Genomic DNA, 18689 nt, shown 5'->3' with positions numbered 1-18689 from the left:
AGGGGAGCTGTTCATGTCGAAATCCACCGTTGTCGTTGTGACCGGGGTGTCATCGGGTATCGGACGCGCCACCGCCGAGAAGTTTGCCGGCCGGGGTTGCCGCGTATTGGGTACCGTGCGCAGCATCGCAACAGCGGTGCCTGTCTCCGGCGTCGAGCTCGTCGAGATGGACGTTCGCGACGATGCATCGGTCCGGGCCGCAATCCAGTCCGTCATCGAACTCGCCGGGCGAATCGATGTGCTCGTCAATAATGCGGGAATGAGCCTGATCGGTGCCGTGGAGGAAACTTCGGCTGCCGAGGCCGTGTCGCTGTTCGATACCAATGTATTCAGCATTCTACGCACGACGCAGGCGGTACTCCCTCACATGCGGGAACAGCGTGGCGGAAGGATCGTCAATGTCAGTTCGGTGCTTGGCTTCCTTCCCGCCCCCTACATGGGTCTCTATTCGGCGTCCAAGCATGCCGTCGAAGGGCTGACCGAGACCCTGGACCATGAGGTGCGCCAGTTCGGCATACGCGCAACGCTGGTCGAACCGTCCTTTACCAGGACCAACCTGGACACCAACGCCCCTCTGGCAAGCTCGAAAATCGCCGCCTATGATCGCGAGCGTAGCCTTGCATCGAGCGCAGTCGTCAAGAGTGTCAAAGGCGCCCCCGCGCCCGACGGCGTAGCGAACACGATTGTCGAAGCGGCGCTTGGGAGCTGGCGCATGCGTCGCACACCGGCGGGTGAGGCCTCTCTGTTGAGAAAATTGCGACGCTTTATGCCCACCGGCCCCGTCGATTCAAGCTTGAGGAAAACGTTCGGACTCCTGTGAAGCCGTACCATCAGCCAGCCCGAGTTCCTGCGCTTTCCGCAATGCCGGGATGGGTGATGTTTGATTGATCGGAACGTTTGCGAACCTCGCGACGCATGTTGGACAAGCTGCCCGTTCGCCGCGACGCCCGAAGCCATGTGAGGCGCATCCTTGCGAGTCAATAGACGCGCAATCAGTGCCATATGAACAGTGCGGCGATCGATGCGACAAGCAGCAATACGCCGAGAAGCAGCCACCTGTTGGGTGTCACGAGTGGCACCCCCGTCGTCGGTCCGGAAGTCGTGAGAGCGCCACCTTAGACGGAGGGTGGATGCAGGCGTGAGCGAAGTGCACGACTCCCGGTACACTCGGCGTGGGCCGCATGAGCGGTTTCCTTGGGTGGACACCATTCCATCGTGCCAGATATCCCAACATATGGGAATATTGTTCTGGCGTGAGAGTGCCTCTCAGGACTGGCACCTGCAGACCCAGTTTGCATCTCGTCTGGCTGACGTGACGGAGCTGTCGCTCGCATAGTCTCGCAGCGCTTGCACGACGTGACCTGGTGCTTGTGTTCCCGTTCACATGCCACCCGGTTGATCCAGGATCACGGCATGCGCGTTCGCTTTCGTTGGGGCGCCCCGCCTTCGAACTGGTGCAAACTGTGTGTCGCGATGCCGCCAAACGGGCCGGGGTGGCGCGTGCGGCGCAACCCGAGCGTCGGCCTTGATGACAGTTTTCTCTCGCCGGGTTTCCTGTGCCGCATCCTTTACGTAGCCGTGCAGCGAACTCCGTCCCGGCACGGCGATGAAATCAGGGCGCGTGGGCGGCGCGTCGACGAAATGCAACGGATCGACTTGCCGACAGCATGCAAAATGGCGAAGGTGCCATTTCGACTGTCGTCGCGAAGCGCGAAGCGCGGCGGGCTCCGCCGCGCTTCAGGCAGTGCGGGGACGTCATTGTGCAAAAGAGGGGACCAGCATGGCCGAATCGCAAAAGCTGACCGTAGTCTGGGAGACGACAGACTGGGCGGCCCGATGGATTGACTCAACTTCCGACTATGCGATTTTTGCGCTGACGACCGACGGACGCGTTGCGAGCTGGAACCCCGGCGGCGAGTCGGTCTACGGATATGCCCCCGAGGAAATTCTGGGGCGTCCACTATCCATCTTCTATACGGACGAGGACCGTCGCGACGGTGTACCCGAGGATGTACTGCGCGAGACACGGGAAACCGGTCGCAGCGAAGCCGAAGGCTGGCGCTCGCGCAAGGACGGGAGTCTCTTCTGGGCAAGTGTGATTCTCACGGCACTGCACGATCCTGCCGGGCAACTGCTTGGTTACGGCAAGATTGTGCGCGACATGAGCGACAAGAAGCGGGCGCACGACGCGGTGGTCGAAAGCGAGCGGCGATTCCGGATGCTGGTAGACGGCGTCACGGACTATTCCATATTCATGCTGTCGCCCGATGGGCGCGTTACAAACTGGAACCAGGGTGCACGGCGAATCAAGGGCTATGCGGCACCTGAAATCATCGGCTCCCATTTTTCGCGTTTTTATACGCCCGAGGATGCCGCGGCAGGGCTGCCGCAGCGCGGGCTCGAAACGGCCGCGCGCGAGGGTCGCTTCGAATCCGAGGGCTGGCGCGTGCGCAAGGACGGCAGCCGCTTCTGGGCGCATGTAGTCATCGATGCGATTCGCGACAACGACGGTGCGCTGGCCGGTTTCGCGAAAATCACGCGGGATGTTACCGAGCAGCGCGAGACGGAACGCGCGCTCGACGAAACGCGCATGGCGCTGTACCAGTCGCAGAAAATGGAGGCGATTGGCAAGCTCACTGGCGGTGTCGCGCATGACTTCAACAACGTGCTGCAGGTCGTGCGCGGGAATCTCGAGCTGATCGAGAGCAGGCTCAGTCGCGACAGCCAGATACAGGAGCGCCTCGACAAGGCGATCGACGCCGTAGAGCGCGGGGCCAAGCTCGCTTCGCAATTGCTCGCGTTCGGGCGGCGGCAGCCGTTACAGCCGGTTGTCATCAATCTGGCAACGGCACTGCGCAACATGGACGACATGCTGCGCCGCGCGCTCGACGAAACCATCCAGGTCGAAACCGTCGTGGCCGGTGGTCTGTGGAACACCTATGCGGACGTCCATCAACTCGAAAACGTCATTCTGAATCTTGCGATCAACGCCCGCGACGCGATGCCCGACGGCGGGAGGCTGACGCTCGAACTCGGCAACACAATGCTCGATGACCGTTATGTGGCCGGACTGCAGGACGTTCCAGCGGGACAATACGTTCTGCTGGCAGTGACGGACACGGGAGTGGGAATGTCCCCCGACATACTGGCGCGGGCGATTGACCCGTTTTTCACGACAAAGCCGGAAGGCTACGGAACAGGCCTGGGTCTGAGCATGGTCTACGGCTTCGTCAAGCAGAGCGGCGGCCATTTGCGACTCTATAGCGAAGTCGGCCAAGGCACTACCGTCAAGGTGTATTTGCCGCGCTCGACGGGGAGTGCGATCGAGCGTCCGTCGCCCGTCAGCACACCGCTGCGCGGTGGCAGGGAAACCGTGCTCGTCGTGGAAGACGATGCGAAGCTGCAATCGACCGTTGTCGACATGCTGGGCGGCCTTGGCTACACGGTGCTCAAGGCTGACGACCCACAACAGGCGCTGGCCATCATCCGTAGCGGCGTGCATATCGACCTGCTTTTTACGGACGTCGTGATGCCGGGTCCGCTGAAGAGTCCGGACATGGCGCGGCAGGCTTGCGAGACGCTGCCTCAGCTAAAGGTGCTGTTCACCTCCGGGTACACCCAGAACGCCATCGTGCATGGCGGGCGGCTGGACGAGGGCGTTGAACTCCTCAGCAAGCCGTACAGCCGCGACCAGCTCGCGCGGAAGATCCGCCGCCTGCTTGGCTCGCCCGGCATCGATCTCGAAGTGGTCGAGGAAGGCGAGCGCGAACAAGGGTTGGCCCCCGGCTCATTGCGCGTACTGGTGGTCGACGACGACGCGGGCTCGGCCGATGCCGTGGGCGCGCTGCTCGAAATGCTTGGACATTGCCCTCAGTTGCACAAATCGGCCGAGAGCGCCGACGAGGCACTGCGCAAGCAGGAGTTCGACGTATTGCTGACGGACATCTCGTTGCCTGGCATGTCAGGCGTGGATTTCGCCCTGAAAGCCGTGCGCGAACGGCCCCATATTCGCGTGATATTTGGATCGGGCTCGAGCGTTCCCCCAACCGGCCAGCTGCCTTTTTCATGGCGCGAACTGCGCAAGCCCTATACGGCTGACGACCTGCGCGGGGCACTTTCCTGACGCTTCACCCACTCTCGCGGCACTGCAACGTTGTCCACTAGCCGGGAATGAACATGCCCACGGCCGCAGCCGCCATGAATGCCGTTGCGATCCAGCCGCCCGCTTTCAGCAGCCCGGATATCGCGAACTTGCCCATCACGCGCCGGTTGGTACCCATCAGCATGACCACGACCATGACAGGCACGGCCGCCAGTCCGTTGACGACGGCACTCCAGTACAGCGCCTTGACCGGATCGAGGTGGCAGAACGTGATGGCGGTGCCGCCGAGGATGGCCAGGGCGATGACGGCATAGAACTCACGCGCAAGAGTGAGGTGCAGAGAAAGGCTGCTGCGCCACCGGAACGCGCCAGCAGCCCCGTACGCCGCGGAGCCGGCCAGAACAGGCAGCGCGAGCAGGCCTGTGCCGACAATGCCGGCGGCAAAGATGTATGCCGCCAGATGGCCTGCAACCGGTTCGAGGGCTCTCGCTGCATCGGCGGATGTCTGGATTTTTATGTGATGCGTGTAGAGCGTCGCGGCGGCCGTCAGCATGATGAAGAATCCCACTCCGTTCGAGACGGCCATACCGATCCAGGTGTCAGCCGTGATCCGGTCTATGTGCCGGTAGGCCCGGAACGATGAGATCCATCGCAGCGGCCGCTCGCCAGGCTTCGAGCGCATTTCTTCGACTTCCTGTGACGCCTGCCAGAAGAACAGGTACGGGCTGATGGTGGTACCAAGCACGGCCACAACGGTGGTGAGATACTCGCCAGAAATATTGGCGCGCGGCCAGACCAGTGAGACGGCGACCTTTGTCCAGTCGACCGGGACGACGAACGCGACCGCGACGTAGGCGAACAACGCCAGGGTCAGCCACTTGAGTAGGCGCGCATAGCTCTCATAGGGCAGCGTAATCTGAATGATGGCAGAGAGCACGCCAATGGCAACGACATAGAGATGCTCGGGGCCAGGAACGAGAAGGTGGATCGCCGCGCCCATCGCGGCGAGATCTGCTGCGATGTTGATGGTATTGGCCACGGCCAGCAGCAGCACCAGCACGACGACGAGCCATTTCGGACCGAACGCGCGCATGTTCGAGGCGAGTCCCTTGCCCGTGACGCGGCCGATGCGCGCGCTCGTCATCTGGATGGCGACCATGAGCGGATAGGACAGCAGAAGCGTCCATAGCAGCGTAAAGCCGAACTGCGCACCCGCTTGCGAGTACGTCCCGATGCCGCTCGGGTCGTCGTCCGCCGCGCCGGTCACAAGGCCGGGGCCGAGGCGCGACAGCCAGGAGCGTTCCGTGCGGTCGGTGACCGCGGCCTCGGGCTCGAGATGGTCCTGTTCCAGATCCTTTTCGTCCGACACGGCGCAGCTCTCCTTTCGAAGCCGCAGCCTGCGGCATAGCCCCATTCCGCAACTTCCGTGCCGAATGCCTGACTGCCGCTTCGGCGCGTCTGGCACGGTCCTTGCGCCCCGGGGTTCAGGCCGCGCCAGCGGCCGTGTGCAGCCGGTGTTGCGCTGAGGGAGAAGTCGTGAAAAAAGCATCGCTAAAAGGTGTCCCGACTCCGGAGGAGCGGGCGCCCCGCCTGGCGGATCTACGCATGCGCAAGATGGCGCGATCAGCGCACGCGTATGTACGCGGCAGCGCGGACCGCTTTTATGCGTGGCTCGACAGCCAGGCATCCGGGACATTGCCTGACGGGCCTCCCGTATGGATTTGCGGCGACTGCCACCTCGGCAATCTCGGCCCGCTGGCCGATGCCTCAGGGCGGGTGGCAGTCCAGATCCGGGACCTGGATCAAAGCGTCATCGGCAACCCGGTGCACGATCTCCTGCGCCTGGGACTGTCGTTGACCACTGCCGCCCGTAGCGCGGATCTGCCCGGCGTGATCACCAGCCGTATGGCTGAAGCGCTTATCGATGGATACGAACAGGCGTTCGACGACGCACGCACGGACGAGACGAAACGCGCGGAACGGCCGACAGTCGTCAGGGTTGCAATGAAGCAGGCGCTGCACCGCTCGTGGCGCAAGCTGGACCGGCAGACGATTGACGGCGTCGCGCCTCGCATACCACTTGGCAAACGTTTTTGGCCCCTGTCCGAAGAGGAATCGCAGGCGGTGCGCACGCTGTTCGAATCGCAGTCAGGGCTTGCGGTACGGGAAGCGCTGGGACGCGCTGTGCGGGGCGGCGGGAAAATAGACGTCCTTGACGCTGCCTTCTGGGTAAAGGGATGCAGCTCCCTCGGGCGGCGGCGCTATGCCGTGCTGCTCGATATCGACGGCACGTGTTCTCCAGGAGGGCCGCCCTGTCTTGTCGACATCAAGCAGGCCGCCGCCGCCGCTGCGCCTCGCCACGTCGGCGCCACGATGCCGCGCGACAATGCAAAGCGGGTGGCGGAGGGTGCCCGACACGTCTCGCCGCTGCTTGGAGACCGCATGCTCGCCGCCCGTCTGGATGGCTGCGCGGTTGTGATCCGCGAGCTCATGCCACAGGATCTCAAAATCGACGCAGACCGGCTCACGGAAGCCGACGCCGTGAAAGCTGCACATTTCCTGGCGCTGGTGGTCGGGCAGGCGCACGCGGGACAGATGGATGCCCCGACCCGCCGGAGCTGGCTGCATGAACTGCAGGCGAGGCGGCCCGGATCGCCGGGCGCGCCATCGTGGCTTTGGCGCAGCATGGTCGAGCTGGCTGTCGCCCACGAAGCGGAGTATCTCGAACATTGCCGGCGCTACGCGCTTCGGCGGGGCGCCGGCAAGCGGTGATGCCGCGAGACAGCTGGCCGTGCCGCCCCCGTTTGGCGTCGATTGACGAGCCGCGCAGAGAAGCGGCGAGCGCGCCGTTTCCGTCCAGAACCCCTCCCTCAGGAATGGCTGTTGCGTGAGGCGCATCACCCAAACCACGGAGGTGATCATGAGCCAGAGAAAGACGGTCGACGACCTGTTCGTCCATATGCTGTCGGACATCTACAGCGCAGAAAAGCAACTGACCCGCGCCCTCGGAAAGCTCGCGCGTACGGTCAGCGATCCTGAGCTTTCAGGCGCTTTCAAGACGCATCTGGAAGAAACGCACGGGCAGGTCGAGCGCATCGACAAGGCGGTTGAATCCACCGGATTGCGACTGAAGCGCATGAAATGCGTCGCGATGGAAGGCCTGATTGAGGAAGCCGACGAACTGATCGAGGAAATCGAAAAGGGCCCGGTCCTCGATGCCGGCCTCATCGCGGCGGCACAGAAGGTGGAGCACTATGAGATAGCGGCATACGGCAGCCTCTGTGCGCTGGGCAAGCTTCTCGGTCACGACGAGGCGGTGAAGCTGCTCAAGGAAACGCTTGAGGAAGAAAAGGCTACCGATCTGAAGCTCTCGAAGTTTGCCGAGTCGGCGGGCAACGCGAAGGCGGCGGGTAAGGGGTGAGCGACCCGGCAGCGGCGCCTGCTTCGTGCGGCAACGACTGATTAGCAATGCGTAATTTTTTAGGTCATACCGGGAGATCCTGATGTTCATGCACAACAGGAAACTGCAGTACACCGTCCGCGTCGACGTGACCAATCCTGGTCTCGCCAACCTGCTGCTCGAGCAGTTCGGCGGGCCGCAGGGGGAACTGGCCGCTGCGATGCGCTATTTCACCCAGGCGGTTGCCGAGGAAGATCCCGGCCGCAAGGACATGCTCTTCGATATTGCCACGGAGGAACTCAGCCATCTGGAAATCATCGGGTCGATCGTCGCCATGCTCAACAAGGGTGCGAAGGGCGAGCTTGCCGAAGCCGTAGATGAGCAGGCTGAGCTTTACCGCAAGCTCAACGGCGCTGGCAACGACAGCCACGTCACGCAGGTCCTGTTCGGTGGCGGGCCGCCGCTGGTCAACTCCGCAGGCGTGCCCTGGAACGCAGGTTACATCGACACCATCGGTGAACCGACGGCAGACCTGCGCTCGAATATCGCCGCGGAAGCACGGGCAAAGATCGTGTATGAACGGCTGATCAATGTGACGGACGATCCTGGTATCCGTGACGCCCTGGGCTTCCTGATGACGCGCGAGGTCTCGCACCAGAAGTCATTCGAGAAGGCCCTGTATGCGATACAGGGCAACTTCCCGCCGGGAAAGCGTCCGCCCGTCGCCAAATTCGCCAACGTCTACTACAAGATGTCGCACGGAGGCGAAACGATCGCCGCGCCATGGAACAGCGGCAACGGCCTGGAGATGCGCCAGGGTGAACCGGCGGTTGATGGCGGCGACGGCAACGCGTGGGTCAACCTGGACGAGAGCCAGCAGGCCGCGCTGAAAGCCATGCGCGAGCGACTGAGTTCGGAGACCGCCGTGGACCCGCAGACGGGAGCCGAGCTTGGCGAGGCAGCCATCCGGCCCGAGAGCCCTGTTCAGGTGCCGCCTGAGGGAGACTCAAAATGACCGCAGCGCAGAAGCATATTGTCGACTGGCTGCGTGGTGCGTATGCGCCAGCCCCGTCACCCGGCATGTGCCTTGCGGATTGTGACTGCTGCCGCCGCGGACGCCGACTGCCGCGCTTTGCATGGCGCACTCGCTGGCTTTGACTCTGGCGGCGTCGATGTCGCGAGACGACCCCTTGAGTTTCGAATCGATTGGAATGGAGGCAAACATGACGACGAAGTCTAAATTGATAGCAGCGCTGGCTTGTCTTGCGCTTTCCGGTGGCGCATTCGCCGCCGGAGGCGGTGGAGGTGGTGGTAGCGGAGGCGGCACCGGAGGTGGCACCGGAGGAGGCTCTGGCGGTGGTGGCGGCACAGGCATGAGCGCGCCCAACTCCGGCGGCTCTACGGCCACGGAATCGAATGCCCAGGGTGGCAACACCATGGGCAATTCTGGCCCGTCGAGCGGGACGATGCACCACCGGAAGACGACCCATCCGAAGGCGACCTCGACGCAGTGAAGTCGTCGTGCCCGGTACGACCGAGTGGGTGCGCGCTCCGACGCTCACAGTGGCGTCGGAACCGCTCGCCCCTCATCCATCGAGTCGCGCGCCGCGTACCAGGCCCCGACTAGTGCGCCGACATTTCCCGGCGCCGGTTGCGCTTGCGAAGGAATGACATGCGTATTGCCCAGATCGCTCCGCTTTATGAATGCGTACCGCCGCAGCGTTACGGTGCCACTGAGCGGATCGTGCATTACCTGACCGAAGCCCTGGTCGAGCGCGGCCACGAGGTGACGCTATTCGCGAGTGGCGATTCGCAGACTCACGCCACCCTCATCCCCTGCTGCGCGCGGGCCCTATGGCACGACCGGGACGTTACCGACACACTGGTTCACCATGTTGCGCAGCTGGAGCGGGTGGCCGCGCGAGCGCACGAGTTCGACGTCATGCATTTTCACACCGAACCGCTGCATCTGCCGCTGGCGTGCCGACTGAACGTCGCTTCGCTCACGACGCTGCACGGCGTAATCCGCCCGCAGGATCTGGGCGTGCTGCTGGATGTATCGCGGGACGCGGTGCTCGTCGCACTGTCGCAAGCGCAGCGTGAGGGCGCTCCGCACGCGAACTGGCTCTCGACGATCGGGCACGGCTTGCCGTTCGATCTGTTCAGGCCCAGCGCGGTTCACGACGGCTATCTGCTGTGGATGGGCCGCATGATGCCGGGCAAGGGGCCCGACGCGGCCATCGAAATCGCCCGACGATCCGGCAAGCCGTTGAAGATGGCGGCAGCAGTCCATTCGGGAGAGCGCGCCTGGTTCGAGGATCGTATGCGTCCACTGCTCAGGCGACATGCCAGCTGCGTGGAGTATCTCGGGGAAGTGGGCGGCGAGTTGCGCACGATGCTGTTGAGCCGCGCTGAAGCGTTGTTGATGCCGATCACCTGGGACGAGCCGTTTGGACTTGTCATGATCGAGGCACTCGCGAGCGGAACGCCAGTGATTGCCAACCGGCGCGGCGCTGTGCCCGAGGTCCTCCGCAATGGGGTCAGCGGGTTCATCGTCGATGGATTGGAAGCGGCCGTCGATGCGGTAGCACGCTTGCCTTCGCTTTCCCGCGACAGCTGCCGCGCCGAATTCGAGCGACGCTTTACGGCCGAACGCATGTGCGATGACTATCTCGCCGCATACGACACGCTGATCGCGCGACGCGGCGCGATGCATGCGGCTCCAGCATGGGTCGGGAGCTGTCTATCGCAAGCGAGTGAGGCGAGCCGAACGAGGCTCGCGTCATAACCGCGATTGGCCGCACGCATGGGAGAGCGGCAGGTTGTCTAGCCACTACGCGGGTATGCCTCGGTAGTCGTATCGGCTTCAAGGCCGCCGGTCAGTGCGGGTTGCGGGAAACGCATGCCGGAGCGCGTCAAGGAGCGTCATCCCTTCGTTGATGCGCGCCTGTTCGATCTCTATCTGCTGTTTGTCACCGACGCGCTCGGCCCATTTCTGCCGCTCTCTTGCAAAGACAATGCGTTCGTTGATCGTCCGTATGGCCGTCCAGATCGCGTTTTCTTCAGCCTTTTCATGGCCATCTTCGAGGGAGAGTGCATTGTATGCATGGCCGGTGTGGCAGCGGTAACGTAGCACCCGATCGTCAAGCACGCGCCATAGCATGCCGCCGCATTCCGGGCAGGCGAGCGGCGAGCGCTCGCCGATCCGGTCGAGGTCCTCGGGCTGCAGCACGTCAAGCTGGTCCAGACGCGCCTCGAGAGAAAGATCGTTCGTGGACATCGGGAGCGGCTCCTTCACTGGAGCGCCGCGCACTGCGGCGACGATGCGCGCTGCCAGATGCGCCGCGTCGGCGATAGCGTCCGCGCCTGCGGCCGCAAGCGCCGAACGGGGCATCGAATGCGCCTCGCAATCGTCAGGATCCTGCACGATGCAGTAGCCGCCATGCGCCCGGACGGTGGCAAGGCCTGCCGCGCCGTCATCGAGGTCGCCGGTAAGGACGGCGGCGACCACGCGGGCTCCGTAATCCAGCGCGGCCGACCTGAATAGCGGATCCGCCGCGGGTCGCGCGAAGTTCTCGGCGGCTCCGCTATCCAGTCTGAGTCGCCCCTGCGACACCCGCATGTGCCGGTCAGGCGGCGCGATGTAAATCCTGCCATTCTCGAGCGCTTCGCCGTCGGCGGGATGGCTGGCAGGAAGGGGGCCCCAATTCGACATCAACTGAGGCAGCACGCTATCGTGCCTGCCAACGTGCAGCACGATGCAGATGGCGGCCGGGAGATCGGCGGGCAGACCGGCGGCGATCATGCGCAAAACGCCGAACGCACCGCGTGAGCCGCCAATGACGACAATGTCACGTTGTTCCATGCCTCTAGCGAGCGCATTTGGCGGTCCCGCTGTGCAGCGACCGGCAGGAACCGCACACCCTGCATGCAACGGCCGCGTCGCGCTCAGGCACGCCGCCCTTTTTTACCGGCGCAGCGCTGGCAGGAGGTCGCGGAGCACCCGAACCAGTGTCTGGAAGTCGACCGGTTTGCTCACATGCGCGTCGAAGCCAGTTTCGCGTGCGGCGCGCCGGTTCGCCTCGGTGTCGTTCGCGGTCACCGCGACAGATCGAAGCTTCCCAAGCCGCGGATCCGACCTCAGATGGGCGGTGATCGTGGCGGCGTCGATGCCAGAGCTGCCGACGTCACAAATCAGGACATCAACGACTTCTGCTTCCAGTGCCGCCAGGACCGTGTCTGCGCCAGCCAGCATCACGGTCGATGCGCCCTCCAGTTCGAGAAGTTTTCCCAACGAGGCTGCGGTATCCGGATCATCAAGTACGATCATGGCTCGTACACCTGAGAGCGAACCGGCGGGTAGCGCTGCAGCGCCGGACTCACCTGCCGCTTCGACGGCCGGCAGCCACACCGTCATCGCGCATCCGAGGCCCGGACCGTCGGAATGGGCAATCGCGCGCCCGCCATGCATTTCAACCAGCTGCCTGACCAGTGCAAGCCCGATTCCGAGGCCTGTCTTTGAGCGCCCGCGCATTCCCTGGCGGTACATGTCGAAGATGTGCGGGAGTTCCTCCTGGGCGATGCCCTGGCCGCTGTCGATCACATCGATCCGCACCATCGACGCTTCAGGAGCGAGGCGCAGCTCGATCCTGCCTCCGTCACCGGTGAACTTGATCGCATTGGAAACGAGGTTCCACAGGATCTGTTCGCAGCGGGTGCGATCCGCATGGACCATAACCGGCGGTGGGGGGACGGTTACCGACAGGTCGATGCCTTTCGCCCTTGTATCCTGTGTGCAGGCGCCCGCGATGCCCTGCAGCATCGAGGCAATGTCGAGCGGCTCCAGCTCCAGCGCCAGTTTGCCGGTGCGCACCCGCGACAGGTCCTGCAGGTCGTCGATGATCTGCGCCTGGCCCCGAACCGCACGGCGAATCGCGTCGGCGGTTTCCCGCACAAACGTGATCTCGCGGGTCTCGGGCTGCCGCGTCAATATTTCTGCCTTCATGCCTATCAGATTCAACGGGTGCTTCAGCTCGTGCGAAAGGACCGCAATGAAATCGTCCTTGAGCTGGTTCGATTCGCTTTGCCTTTGCCTTGCCTCCTGTTCGTGCAGCAACGCGATCTCTTTTGCATCCTCGCGCTGCTTGCGCTGCGTGAGATCGCGCAGGATCGTGGCGAAGCCGGTGAAGGAGGCATCGGCGATCGGCGTGACGACGCCGCTGCACCATACGCGCCGCTGGTCCCGGGTGACGTGCCAGCGCTCATCGTCAGCGCGGCCCTCAATGCCGGCGGCTTCCCGTTGGCTCGCCGCAACGTGCGCGTCGCGGTCGTCCGGCTCGTAGATGAGCGCGATATCCTGGCCCATGACCTCGCGTTCGGTGTAGCCGAAGATCCGTTCCGCGCCCGTATTCCAGCTGACAATGCTGCCGGCGCGATCGTGAACGATGATGGCATAGTCGTTGGTTGACTGCGCCACGAGCCGCAGCCGCTGCTCGCCGATGCGTGCCTGCTCTTCTGCCTCGTGGCGCGCAGTGATATCGATAAGCGTGAGCACGGCGCCGTCGATACGGTCGTCGGCCGTTCGGTAGGGAAGCAGACGCATCAGATACCAACGCCCATCCTGGCTTTGCAGTTCGCGCTCGATCAGCTTGAGCGTCTCGAAGGCTTCCTTGACGTCCGCGGCTAGCGTGGGGTGATTCAGCGAGTGCGTGATGTCGAACAGCGAGCGTCCGATGTCGGACTCGATCAGCTTGAAGATGTGTGTGGCGCTCGGGGTGAAGCGTTTGACCTGGATCTTCCTGTCGACAAACACGGTCGCAATCTCGGTCGAGACGATGATGTTCTGCAGGTCATCGTTAGCCTTGGCGGTTTCCTCGACACGCGCGTGCAGCTCCGAGTTCAACGTGGTGAGTTCCTCGTTGACCGACTGCAGCTCTTCCTTGCTGCTTTCGAGCTCCTCCGTTGCCGAGCGGAGCTCCTCGTTGATTGCCTGGAGTTCTTCGTTCGAAGCCTTGAGTTCCTCGACGGAAGTTTCGTACTGCTCGATGGTAGTGGACAGCTGCTCGCGGCTGTGCTGCAGCTCCTGTTCGAGCTGCATGAGAACCGGGTCCTGCCCCTTTTGCTCGGCTTCGCCTTCGTCCGACATGCGTTCCTGCACCTCGTCGAAAAGCACCAGGAAGAAGTCGGCGTTCACGCCCTGATCATGGAACGGGCGAACGGTCATGTTGATCCACGACGGGCGGCCGTCGCGGACCATCTTCACGCGCCTCGCCTCGACGCTCGCTCCGGTCTGCAGGGCACGGAACAATGTCGTACGCAGATCGAGACGCAGTTCCGGCACGACGACGGTCATGATATTCGTCGACGGCTCGCCCCCGGCGTGGTGCAGGAACCTGCCCGCGTTGTCGGATAGATGCACGATCGCCGAATCACGGTCCACGATGACGCTCGGCGGCGCGTATTCTTCCAGGACCCGCTGGTGCAGGGCGGAGAAGGAGAAGCTCCGGCGCTCGACCGGAGGCGGCGGGACTGCGCTTCCCGCGACCGCCTGCACCTCCTCGGGGACCCCGCTCGCCTGCGCGAGCGAGGGAAAGGCCGTAGCTTGCCTTGCCCGATTGACGATCTTGCGCGCTCGATAAACGCGATGTTTCTTGTCGACGACGGCGAAAAGATCATCGGCAGCGTCGGCCGATTCTGCGGACCCAAGGAACAGATAGCCGTCGGGGCGCAGTGCAAAGTGGAACAGTTCGAGGATCTGTCTCTGTACCGAGCGCTCCAGGTAAATCAGCACGTTGCGGCACGTAATCAGGTCGAGATGGGAAAACGGCGGATCTTTGAGCAGGCTGTGCGCGGCAAAGAGAATGCGCTCACGTACCGGCTTGACAATGGCATACCGCCCCCCTTCATGCGTAAAGTAGCGTCGCAGCAGGTCGGCGGGCACGTCGACAGCAATCGACTCGGGATAGGATCCTGAACGCGCCCGCGCAATGGCCGCGTCGTCGATATCCGTCGCGAATACCTGCATCGCCGAAGCCGATCCGGCCGCCTCGCGCGCCTGCGCCATCAGCAACGCGACGGAATACGCCTCCTCGCCGGTCGAGCAGCCGGCAACCCAGGCCCGGATCTGCCCATCGCTGGCGGCAGTACGGAACAAACCGGGGATCACTGCGTGCCGCAAAACATCGAAGGCCTCCCGGTCCCGAAAGAACTGCGTCACGCCGATCAGCATATCGGCCAGCAGCGCACTGGTTTCGTCCGGCGTGCTACGCAGGAAATTGCGATAACTCTCGAGATCTGTCAGCCCGTTCACCTGCAGTCGCCGCTCGACGCGGCGCAGCACCGTTGCGCGCTTGTAATGCCGGAAATCGTGGCCGGTACGTACTCGCAGGTGCATGAGGATATCCTGGAGCGCGCGTTCGTCACCGGTTCGCGGAATATCCGGTGCGTCCTTCCCGGGCGTCATCCCGTCCAGTTCGGGCACGTGGATCCGCTGGGCGTTGTTCCTTAATTCGCGGAGTTTGCCGGGCATTGCAGCCGCGGGCAGGATGATGTCGACATGACCGGTCGTGATGGCATGCTGAGGCATTTCCGGATATTCGGCGTCACTCGGGTCTTGAGCCATCGTCACGCCGCCGCTTTCCCTGATGCGACTGAGCCCCGCTGCGCCGTCCGAACCGGTGCCCGAGAGCACGATTCCCATGGCGCGCATACCCTGGGCGTCGGCCAGGGTGCGGAAGAACTCGTCAATCGTGAGAATCCTGCGGTCATGTTCGTAGCGATCGGTCACCTTCAGGCAGCCGTCCGACAGGTGCAGCTGCTTGCCTGGCGCGATCACGTAGACGTGATCCTTCTCCAGGCGCGTCAACGCGGTGACCTGTTTCACGGGCATGGAGGTCGCCCGTTGAAGGATCGCGTCGGCATGACTTTCGTGCTCCGGTGAGAGGTGCAGAATGACGACGAACGCCATCTCCATTGAGGCGGGCACGTTACTGAAGAAGTCGACCAGCGCGGGGACGCCGCCGGCAGACGCCCCAATGCCGACGACCGCGAATGGCGAGCCAGTCGTCACGCGGCGCGCGCCGCTGGCATGGCTGTCTTCGCCTGGAGCACTAGTTGTCATGCTGAAGTCCTTTCGTTGTCACCGCCGGCCCGGCACGCGGGGTCCATCAGTCCGGCTTCATTGCGGGGCGTACCGACGGCGAGGGCGCCCCGTATGCGCTGACGGAATCGCACATTACTGCCGATGAGACCGACGGTCAACGGCGCTCAACACTGATCCCGCCGTGGCGCGCCGGGGAGGGCCGGTTGCATGGAACGCGGCACTTGCGCGCTCTTCGCAGCTCACCATCATTGCCCGCTTGTCTGACAAGGCGGCCACATGACAGGGATGGCGTTTTTCGGCGACCTGGCACGGTTGAACGCAGGGGATATCACCAGATAAAAGCGTTGTTTGTATGTCCGGACGGCGGGCGCGAAGCGATCCGGCTTCGGAGGAGCGGGTTCGACGACGCACGCACGGACGAGACGAAACGCGCGGAACGGCCGACAGTCGTCAGGGTTGCGATGAAGCAGGCGCTCGACGGCAGGTGTTCTCCAGGGGGGCCACCCTGTCTTGTCGACATCAAGCAGGCCGCCACCGCCGCGGCGCATTGCCGGCGCTACGGAGTTTCACCGTCGGAGCCACTCGCCCGCTGTCGTGGCACTTAGTGCGACGCGGTTGCTCCAGGCAACTTGTCGCTGCCCGCGCTGTCGGACCCACTTCCGCGCGCACGCTTTGGTTCAATCGCGACCACGCGCACCGGTATCGATTTCGCACCGGGGACCTTGCTTTCCTTTGCGTAGTGCCACAGCGGGAGCAGGGGATTGCATTCGGGATAGTAACCTGCGGCGCATCCGCGGGGGATATCGTAGGGCTTCGCCGCAAGGCCCGCAACCTCACGCACAACGCCATCGTCCGCGATGGTGCGCAGTGTTACGCGGTCGCCCTCTTCTATGTCGCGTGCCTCCATGTCATCGCGGTTCATCAGTACAACCATGCGCGAACCCTTCACGCCACGGAAGCGGTCGTCAAGGCTATAAAGCGTCGTGTTGAACTGGCCATCCGCGCGCAGGGACATCAGCCGCAGCGCGTCGGGCTCGCGCTCATTCATGTCGGGATCTTCTGAAAGCGCTTCGGGCACCATGAATTCTGCCTTGCCGCTTTTGGTCTTCCACGTGCGTTCGCGCGCGGGCAGCGGCCGTACAACCCCGCCAGGTGTCCACATGCTCGACTCGAAGCCGGCGAACATCGCGGGCCATGTCTTGCCCATTTCCGTACGCACCCGCGCGTAGTCCGCGCACCAGTCCTCCCAGTCGACGGTCGAACGCTCGCGCAACGTGGCGCGAGCAAGCCCCGCGATGATGAAGGGTTCGGACCGTACGGTCGGCGCGGCAGGTTCGGCCACGCCCCGCGAGCCATGGAAACGCGCCGTGCTGTCCTCCATCGAGACGAACTGTTCATGTCCACCGGTTCGATCGATTTCGATACGGCTCAGGCAAGGCAACACATAGGTGGTCTTCGCGTGCACCAGATGGCTGCGGTTGAGTTTCGTCGCCACGTTCACAGCAAGTTGCAGGTTCGCCCATGCAGGTTGTGTGCGGTTCCTGTCAGGCACCGAACGCACAAGGTTGCCGCCGAAATTGACGACGGCCTTCACCGTGCCCTCCAGCATCGCTTCGAAGGCTTCGACCGTGTTGAACCCTTTATCGCGCGGCGGCTCGAAGTTGAACTGCTTCGCGAGCTCGTCCAGCGGGGCGAGTTCGGGCTTCTCCGTGATGCCGACCGTGCGTTGTCCCTGCACGTTGGAGTGTCCTCGCACTGGCGAGGGACCTGCGCCCGGCCTGCCGATGTTGCCACGCAGGAACAGGAGATTGCAGATCATGCGAACGTTCTGGACGCCCAGACGGTGCTGCGTGAGGCCCATGCCGTAATGAACGATGACCGCGTTGGCGACGCTATACTCGCGCGCGGCGGCTTCCAGCGCAACGCGCTGCAAGCCGCTTTCTCGCTCGATGGCGTCCCAGCCGGTCTCGCGGACGAAGTGCGCGAATTCGTCAAAACCCTTGGTGTGTGCTTCGATGAAGACGAGATCGAGTACCGGCGGCTGCCCCAGTGAAACTGCCTTGTCATGCGCTTCGATAACGGCCTTGCAGATTCCTGTTATCGCCGCCGTGTCGCCGCCCACACGCAACTGATGGTACTGGGTACTGATCTGCGTGTTCGCAGGCAGCAGCATGTCGTGGGGCGACTGCGGATTGGCAAAGGCGACGAGGCCCGGTTCGCGCAGCGGGTTGAAGGTGATGACCGGCACGCCGCGCCGACGCGCATCCTGCAACTGGTGGAGCATGCGGGGGCTATTCGTGCCTACGTTCTGCCCGAAGAAAAACATCAGGTCGGTCGTGTCGAAATCATCGAGGCCGATCGTTCCTACGCCCACGCCGATGGCCTCCTTCAGGCCGACACTCGTGCTTTCGTGGCACATGTTCGAACTGTCGGGCAGGTTGTTGGTCCCGTACATTCGCGCAAAAAGCTGGAGCATGTACGACGCCTCGAGGGACGCGCGGCCCGAGGTGTAGAAGACAACGCCCTTCGGATCAAGCCCGCGAAGTTCGGCGCCGATCGACTCAAATGCTTCTTCCCACGAAACCGGCACCAGATGATCGGTTGCCGCGTCGTAGCGCATCGGTTCGGTCAGGCGGCCCGCCTCTTCGAGGTCATGGTCGTGCCATTGCATGAGTTCGGTCACGCTGTGTGCAGCAAAGAATTCACGGTCGGCCCGTTTCGGCGTCGTGTCCCACGCCGTGGCTTTTGCTCCGCTTTCGCAAAACTCGAAGGCGTGTGGCCTGGCTGGTTTGGCCCACGAGCAGCTCACGCACATGAAGCCTTCCGGCTTGTTTTGAAGGGGAAGCAGACTCATGTCCTTGAGCGCAACCTTCTCCTTCACGAGGATACGGGTGACGGCCTTCAGCGATCCCCAGCCACCGGAGGCGTAGGGATACTCCGAAGTCCGGCGGCTCTCCCGCGCCTGGGGCGTTTCCTTCGATCTCTGACCTTTTGCCATGGCATGCCTCGCGCGGGACGTGAACGCGCTTCCGGTGCGCAAGCCCCATTCCACGCGCTCGGCCGTCCGGGGCGAAATTTGCAGTGCC

Annotated in this window: 10 protein-coding genes; 6 read left to right on the top strand and 4 right to left on the bottom strand. The window is 63.5% G+C overall.

What is annotated here, in order from left to right; translation table 11 throughout:
* The first annotated feature begins 13 nt into the window (after window positions 1-13).
* Window positions 14-820 carry an oxidoreductase gene (locus tag AB4Y43_RS33850; protein ID WP_368618341.1) on the top strand — a complete coding sequence of 269 codons (807 nt, stop codon included), beginning with the start codon at window positions 14-16 and terminating at the stop codon, window positions 818-820.
* 960 nt (window positions 821-1780) lie between these two features.
* Window positions 1781-4123, top strand: coding sequence for a PAS domain S-box protein (locus tag AB4Y43_RS33845; RefSeq protein ID WP_069263052.1), 2343 nt, complete (start codon window positions 1781-1783; stop codon window positions 4121-4123).
* Between the two features lie 37 nt (window positions 4124-4160).
* On the opposite strand, the gene AB4Y43_RS33840 is transcribed toward AB4Y43_RS33845, so the two are convergent.
* Window positions 4161-5453 carry an Nramp family divalent metal transporter gene (locus AB4Y43_RS33840; protein ID WP_342949799.1) on the bottom strand — a complete coding sequence of 431 codons (1293 nt, stop codon included), beginning with the start codon at window positions 5451-5453 and terminating at the stop codon, window positions 4161-4163.
* Between the two features lie 185 nt (window positions 5454-5638).
* On the opposite strand from AB4Y43_RS33840, the gene AB4Y43_RS33835 reads away from it, so the two are divergent.
* The 4 genes from AB4Y43_RS33835 to AB4Y43_RS33820 all read left to right on the top strand — a co-directional run bounded on the left by AB4Y43_RS33835 (window position 5639) and on the right by AB4Y43_RS33820 (window position 10290).
* The gene (locus AB4Y43_RS33835; protein ID WP_368729778.1) at window positions 5639-6874 is read left to right on the top strand and encodes a DUF2252 family protein; all 1236 of its coding nucleotides are present in this window, start codon (window positions 5639-5641) and stop codon (window positions 6872-6874) included.
* 148 nt (window positions 6875-7022) lie between these two features.
* On the top strand, window positions 7023-7523 hold the full coding sequence (locus tag AB4Y43_RS33830) for a ferritin-like domain-containing protein (protein ID WP_069263495.1): 501 nt from the start codon (window positions 7023-7025) through the stop codon (window positions 7521-7523).
* A gap of 82 nt (window positions 7524-7605) precedes the next feature.
* Entirely contained in the window at window positions 7606-8517 is a 912-nt protein-coding gene (locus AB4Y43_RS33825) for a manganese catalase family protein (protein ID WP_368729777.1), read from the top strand.
* Window positions 8518-9246: 729 nt separating this feature from the next.
* Complete coding sequence (locus AB4Y43_RS33820; protein ID WP_368729776.1) at window positions 9247-10290, top strand: glycosyltransferase family 4 protein; 1044 nt, start codon at window positions 9247-9249, stop codon at window positions 10288-10290.
* Window positions 10291-10368: 78 nt separating this feature from the next.
* On the opposite strand, the gene AB4Y43_RS33815 is transcribed toward AB4Y43_RS33820, so the two are convergent.
* The 3 genes from AB4Y43_RS33815 to AB4Y43_RS33805 form a co-directional block, all read right to left on the bottom strand.
* On the bottom strand, window positions 10369-11367 hold the full coding sequence (locus AB4Y43_RS33815; protein ID WP_368602780.1) for a chemotaxis protein CheB: 999 nt from the start codon (window positions 11365-11367) through the stop codon (window positions 10369-10371).
* Between the two features lie 102 nt (window positions 11368-11469).
* Window positions 11470-15621 (bottom strand): CheR family methyltransferase, encoded by a 4152-nt coding sequence (locus AB4Y43_RS33810; protein WP_368729775.1) that lies wholly within the window; start codon window positions 15619-15621, stop codon window positions 11470-11472.
* 583 nt (window positions 15622-16204) lie between these two features.
* A complete protein-coding gene (locus AB4Y43_RS33805) occupies window positions 16205-18601 on the bottom strand; it encodes an FdhF/YdeP family oxidoreductase (RefSeq protein WP_368602778.1) in 2397 nt (798 codons plus the stop codon).
* Window positions 18602-18689 lie beyond the last annotated feature (88 nt).

Source organism: Paraburkholderia sp. BR10872 (assembly GCF_040965835.1).
Classification (GTDB): Bacteria; Pseudomonadota; Gammaproteobacteria; order Burkholderiales; family Burkholderiaceae; genus Paraburkholderia; species Paraburkholderia nodosa_A.
The sequence above is the reverse complement of the archived record's forward strand: the minus strand, read 5'-3'. Positions and strand labels throughout refer to the sequence as shown.

Bases quoted from the DNA above. Each gene is read 5' to 3' on its own strand.
- AB4Y43_RS33850 (WP_368618341.1), top strand. From the start codon at position 14: ATGTCGAAATCCACCGTTGTCGTTGTGACCGGGGTGTCATCGGGTATC.
- AB4Y43_RS33845 (WP_069263052.1), top strand. From the start codon at position 1,781: ATGGCCGAATCGCAAAAGCTGACCGTAGTCTGGGAGACGACAGACTGG.
- AB4Y43_RS33830 (WP_069263495.1), top strand. From the start codon at position 7,023: ATGAGCCAGAGAAAGACGGTCGACGACCTGTTCGTCCATATGCTGTCG.
- AB4Y43_RS33825 (WP_368729777.1), top strand. From the start codon at position 7,606: ATGTTCATGCACAACAGGAAACTGCAGTACACCGTCCGCGTCGACGTG.
- AB4Y43_RS33815 (WP_368602780.1), bottom strand. From the start codon at position 11,367: ATGGAACAACGTGACATTGTCGTCATTGGCGGCTCACGCGGTGCGTTC.
- AB4Y43_RS33810 (WP_368729775.1), bottom strand. From the start codon at position 15,621: ATGACAACTAGTGCTCCAGGCGAAGACAGCCATGCCAGCGGCGCGCGC.
- AB4Y43_RS33805 (WP_368602778.1), bottom strand. From the start codon at position 18,601: ATGGCAAAAGGTCAGAGATCGAAGGAAACGCCCCAGGCGCGGGAGAGC.